Here is a 3856-nt window from a genome sequence, read left to right as displayed (position 1 = left end):
CTACCGGTAATTCTTCGTTCACGCGTTCCCTTATTGTATGTAATCAACGACTTTTGAGAGGGTCGTTACCTCTTTTATCAGGCTTACCACTTCTTGATGGGCAGGATGAGGAACATAAACATCCAATGCCGCTTGCTCCTCAAACTGTGATATCAATACCATATCAAACGATCTCTCACTTCGGCTGATATCGATCCCTACTTCCATCGAGTGGAGCGTATTGATTTTCGAAGGGAGTGCTTCGAGCATCTCTTTCACACGTGCCATATTTGACTCTTTATTCTCTTCTTTAAATTGGAACATTACGATATGTACTAACATCAATTTCTCCTTATCTTTCAATCAAATCTTTTAAACTCTGGCGAGGCGATTTCCCCTCTAAAATTGCGTACACTTCTGCCGCGATAGGGAGATAGATGCTACGGTCTAACGCTATCTCATGAAGAGCATAAGCCGTTCCTATCCCCTCACTCACTTCACCGATCTCTTCACAAACGGCCTCTTTTGTTTTTCCGCTCGCTAACCCAAGTCCTACCCGATAGTTACGGGACATCGAGGAGCTGGCGGTCAAAAACAGATCTCCCGCACCGCTGAGACCTAAAAAACTCTCCTGAGTCCCACCGTACGCCCGACCGAAACGCTCCATCTCGACAAGTCCACGTGCGATCAAACTGGCCGCCGCATTATGACCGAGAGCCAACCCCTCACAAATCCCCGCAGCGATAGCAATAACGTTTTTATAGGCTCCCGTAATCTCAGCCCCGATAACGTCACTGCTGGTATAGGTACGGATAAAAGAGGGGAAAAGATTAGCGATCGCACTCGCCGTGTCTGCAGATACGGAATTCACCACAAGTGCCGTAGGAAGAGAGCGCATTACTTCACTCGCGAAGGAAGGACCCGATAAAAAGGCGATATTCTCCGCAGGCACATACTCCCCGTAAATTTCATTCAAAAAGCGTCCGCTGCAGGCTTCAATCCCTTTTGCGGCAACGAGAATTTTCTGTCCGTTATAGACAAAATTTTCCTTTAGCCACTGCGCGACCTGCTGTGCGGGAACCGTAATGATAAGGTACTCACACGCAAGTACTTCGCCCAGAGATCTAAAATTTGACCAATCACGAGGTGTTCGTGAGGTAATAATCACCTCGTTTTTCTCAGACATGGCAAAGGCGAGAGCTTCACCCCATTTGCCTGCTCCGATTACCCCGACTTTAGCCATTTTAGCCCCCCATCAACGCGGTAAGTTCCGCAATTTTATCTTCATATCCGACCACCACGAGAATATCATCCGGATCGATGTGGTGGTTATGTCCGCGCGCCGTAAAACTGAATGTAGCGGAGAGTTCATGATCGACGATTGCCAGTACCAATACATCGTGTTCTCCTGCCCAATCAATATCGTAGAGATGCTTCCCTACCAAAAATGCTCCCTTAGGAACCGTAATTTGGGCGATTTTTAACGACGAATTTTCATACAAAATATCGTGAAGCACTTCGGTAACAGTCGGTTTCTCTAACATTTCAGTGATGACGTTTGCCGTAATTTGGAGGATTGACATCACTTTGTTCGCCCCCGCACTTTTCATCTTTGCCGCACTCTCCTGATCACCGGCAAGGGCGATAATAGAGAGGTGTTCAAAAGTGGAACGTAGAGATATGGTCAAAAAGACATTCTCCGCATCGTTACCCAGTGCACAAAAAGCGATTAAATCATTCGGATCAAATCGTTCTTCGATACTTTTCCAATCTTCACCTAAATCAAAATGCTCCGTCTCAAATCCCGCTATTTCAGCCGCTTGACGTTCATTATCATCCATAACAAAAACAACAAAAGATTCGTATTCATGGACGATTTGCAAAGCGATTTGTTTAGCATATTCGTTAAAACCAAACACAACGGCACTGCGGTATGTCATTTTCTCCCCTTATGGTAGAGTAGTGTTTTAAATTCATCGATCAATGCTCTCGTGCCGATAACAATCGCCACATCTCGTTCATGAATAACGATATTTTCGGGAGGGTTAAAGAAAAACGATTTCTCTTGCGTTTTATAGACCCCTAGCACAATCAGCCGTTTGTGAAACAACGGCAAACGGCATATATCAAAAAAGCGGCTTGCCATGGTCGTATCTAATCCAATCTCATCCATAAAAACACCGTTGTTTTCAGAACGGAGGGCATGAATCACTTCAAACGCCACGGGTCGCCCACTCACCTCTTTACTGATCAACCCGATTAATTCCTGAGTATAAACAACCTCATTGATTCCGGCGAGTGAGAGTTTACGGCGATTCTCCTGATGAACCAGTATCGACAGCAAAGAGACACTTTTCGAGAGTTCTCGGATGGTCAGTGCCGTATAAATATTATATACATCGCTCTCTTGCAATAAAATAACTGAAATAACCTGCTTTTCAAAATCGATCCGCAGCGCATGATAAGAGTGGAGCGATCCCGAATCAAACGCCAGTGCTAAAAAGCCCTCTTTTTGTGCCTGCGCCACTTTTTCAGGATCTTTCTCTAAAATAACCGCTTTTTTACCGCTCTTTTTAAATCGCTCCGCTATCTGATACGCGAGGGGAGTATAGCCGCAAATCAGATAAAATTGCTTGATTTTTGAGACATCTTCAATGAGTTTATCCTCTTTGATCTCATCGAGTTTTTCGGTAAATGCCGATACCACGATAGAGGTCGCAAAGGAGATAACGGCGATCCCCGCTACGATAATCGCCATAGCAACGGTTCGCCCCTCCGTCGTGACCGGAACTAAATCGCCGTATCCGACGGTGAAAATCGTCACGACCGACCAATAAACGGCATCAAAAAGGGTATTGATCGGCGAAGCGGGATTATTCGCTTCCATGACATAAATCAAAACCGAAGAGACGATAATGATTACCGTCGCAAAAACAGCAAGGGTAAAAAGTTCAAACTTTTTCGATGAGAGGATCGAGAGAAACTGGGACAAACTTTTGGCGTATCGAAACAGCTTAAAGACCCGAAAGAGGATAAAGACCCGTAACAATCGCATCTCATGGAAAAACGGCATAATCGCCAATAAATCTATGATAGCCGAAGGGGATACGACATATTCGAGTTTTTTCGCCCCGATAAGGCGCAACGTACCCACCCAACGAAACGGTCGTTGCAAAAAGAGGTCATGTTCGTACTCTTCAATAATCACTTTTGACGTATCGCTGTAAACCCACAATCGCAAAATATATTCAGCTAAAAATATGAGAGAGACGACGTAATTATTAAAAAAAAGCCACTCAGGGCTCACATCGTTTTTTACATGGAGAATCAAGATATAGACACTCATGGCGATCAACGCCATCATAGTGTAATCAAAAAACTTTTTATACGGGTATGAAGGGTTTTCGAGAAGATTATGAAAAAACTTTTTAACGTGGCGATAGCGTGGGGAAGCGTGAAGATAAAACGCGATCCCTACAATCCATTCTCCAATCATAACTAGCTCTTATTGCGCTAGTTTAGATTGGAGAATTTCATTCAATGTATTCGGATTTGCCGAACCTTTCGATGCTTTCATCGCTTGACCGACGAAGAATCCGAAGAGTTTATCTTTTCCTGATTTATACTCGGCTACTTTATCAGCGTTTGCGGCGAGAATTTCATCGATCAATGCTTCAAGAGCACCTGTATCACTCACTTGTTTAAGGCCCAGTTTTTCGATAACCGCATCGATATCTCCGCCGTTTTCGAGGAGGTAATCGAGAACCTCTTTCGCCGCTTTGCCGCTAATCACAGACTCTTCGATACGCTTGACGAGAGTTCCGAGCATTACCGCACTGATCGGTGAGGTTGAGGGACTCATACCGCCGCTCAAACG

At 44.7% G+C, this 3856-nt stretch carries 4 protein-coding genes and 1 pseudogene; all 5 read right to left on the bottom strand.

The features are described from left to right. Positions 1–30: 30 nt before the first annotated feature. Positions 31–321, bottom strand: coding sequence for a Dabb family protein (locus A2517_RS08200; RefSeq protein WP_294895948.1), 291 nt, complete (start codon positions 319–321; stop codon positions 31–33). A gap of 10 nt (positions 322–331) precedes the next feature. After that, complete coding sequence (locus A2517_RS08195) at positions 332–1222, bottom strand: NAD(P)H-dependent glycerol-3-phosphate dehydrogenase (protein WP_294895946.1); 891 nt, start codon at positions 1220–1222, stop codon at positions 332–334. Between the two features lies 1 nt (position 1223). Then, complete coding sequence (locus tag A2517_RS08190) at positions 1224–1919, bottom strand: NAD-binding protein (protein WP_294895944.1); 696 nt, start codon at positions 1917–1919, stop codon at positions 1224–1226. Continuing rightward, entirely contained in the window at positions 1916–3475 is a 1560-nt protein-coding gene (locus A2517_RS08185; RefSeq protein WP_294895942.1) for an ion transporter, read from the bottom strand. The genes A2517_RS08190 and A2517_RS08185 overlap by 4 nt, the downstream gene beginning before the upstream one ends. 9 nt (positions 3476–3484) lie before the next feature. Further along, positions 3485–3856 (bottom strand): annotated as a pseudogene (gatB, locus tag A2517_RS08180) (Asp-tRNA(Asn)/Glu-tRNA(Gln) amidotransferase GatCAB subunit B); the annotation flags it as partial.

Source organism: Sulfuricurvum sp. RIFOXYD12_FULL_44_77, assembly GCF_001830725.1.
GTDB classification, from domain to species: Bacteria; Campylobacterota; Campylobacteria; order Campylobacterales; family Sulfurimonadaceae; genus Sulfuricurvum; species Sulfuricurvum kujiense_A.
This window is presented reverse-complemented; position numbering and strand designations above follow the sequence as displayed.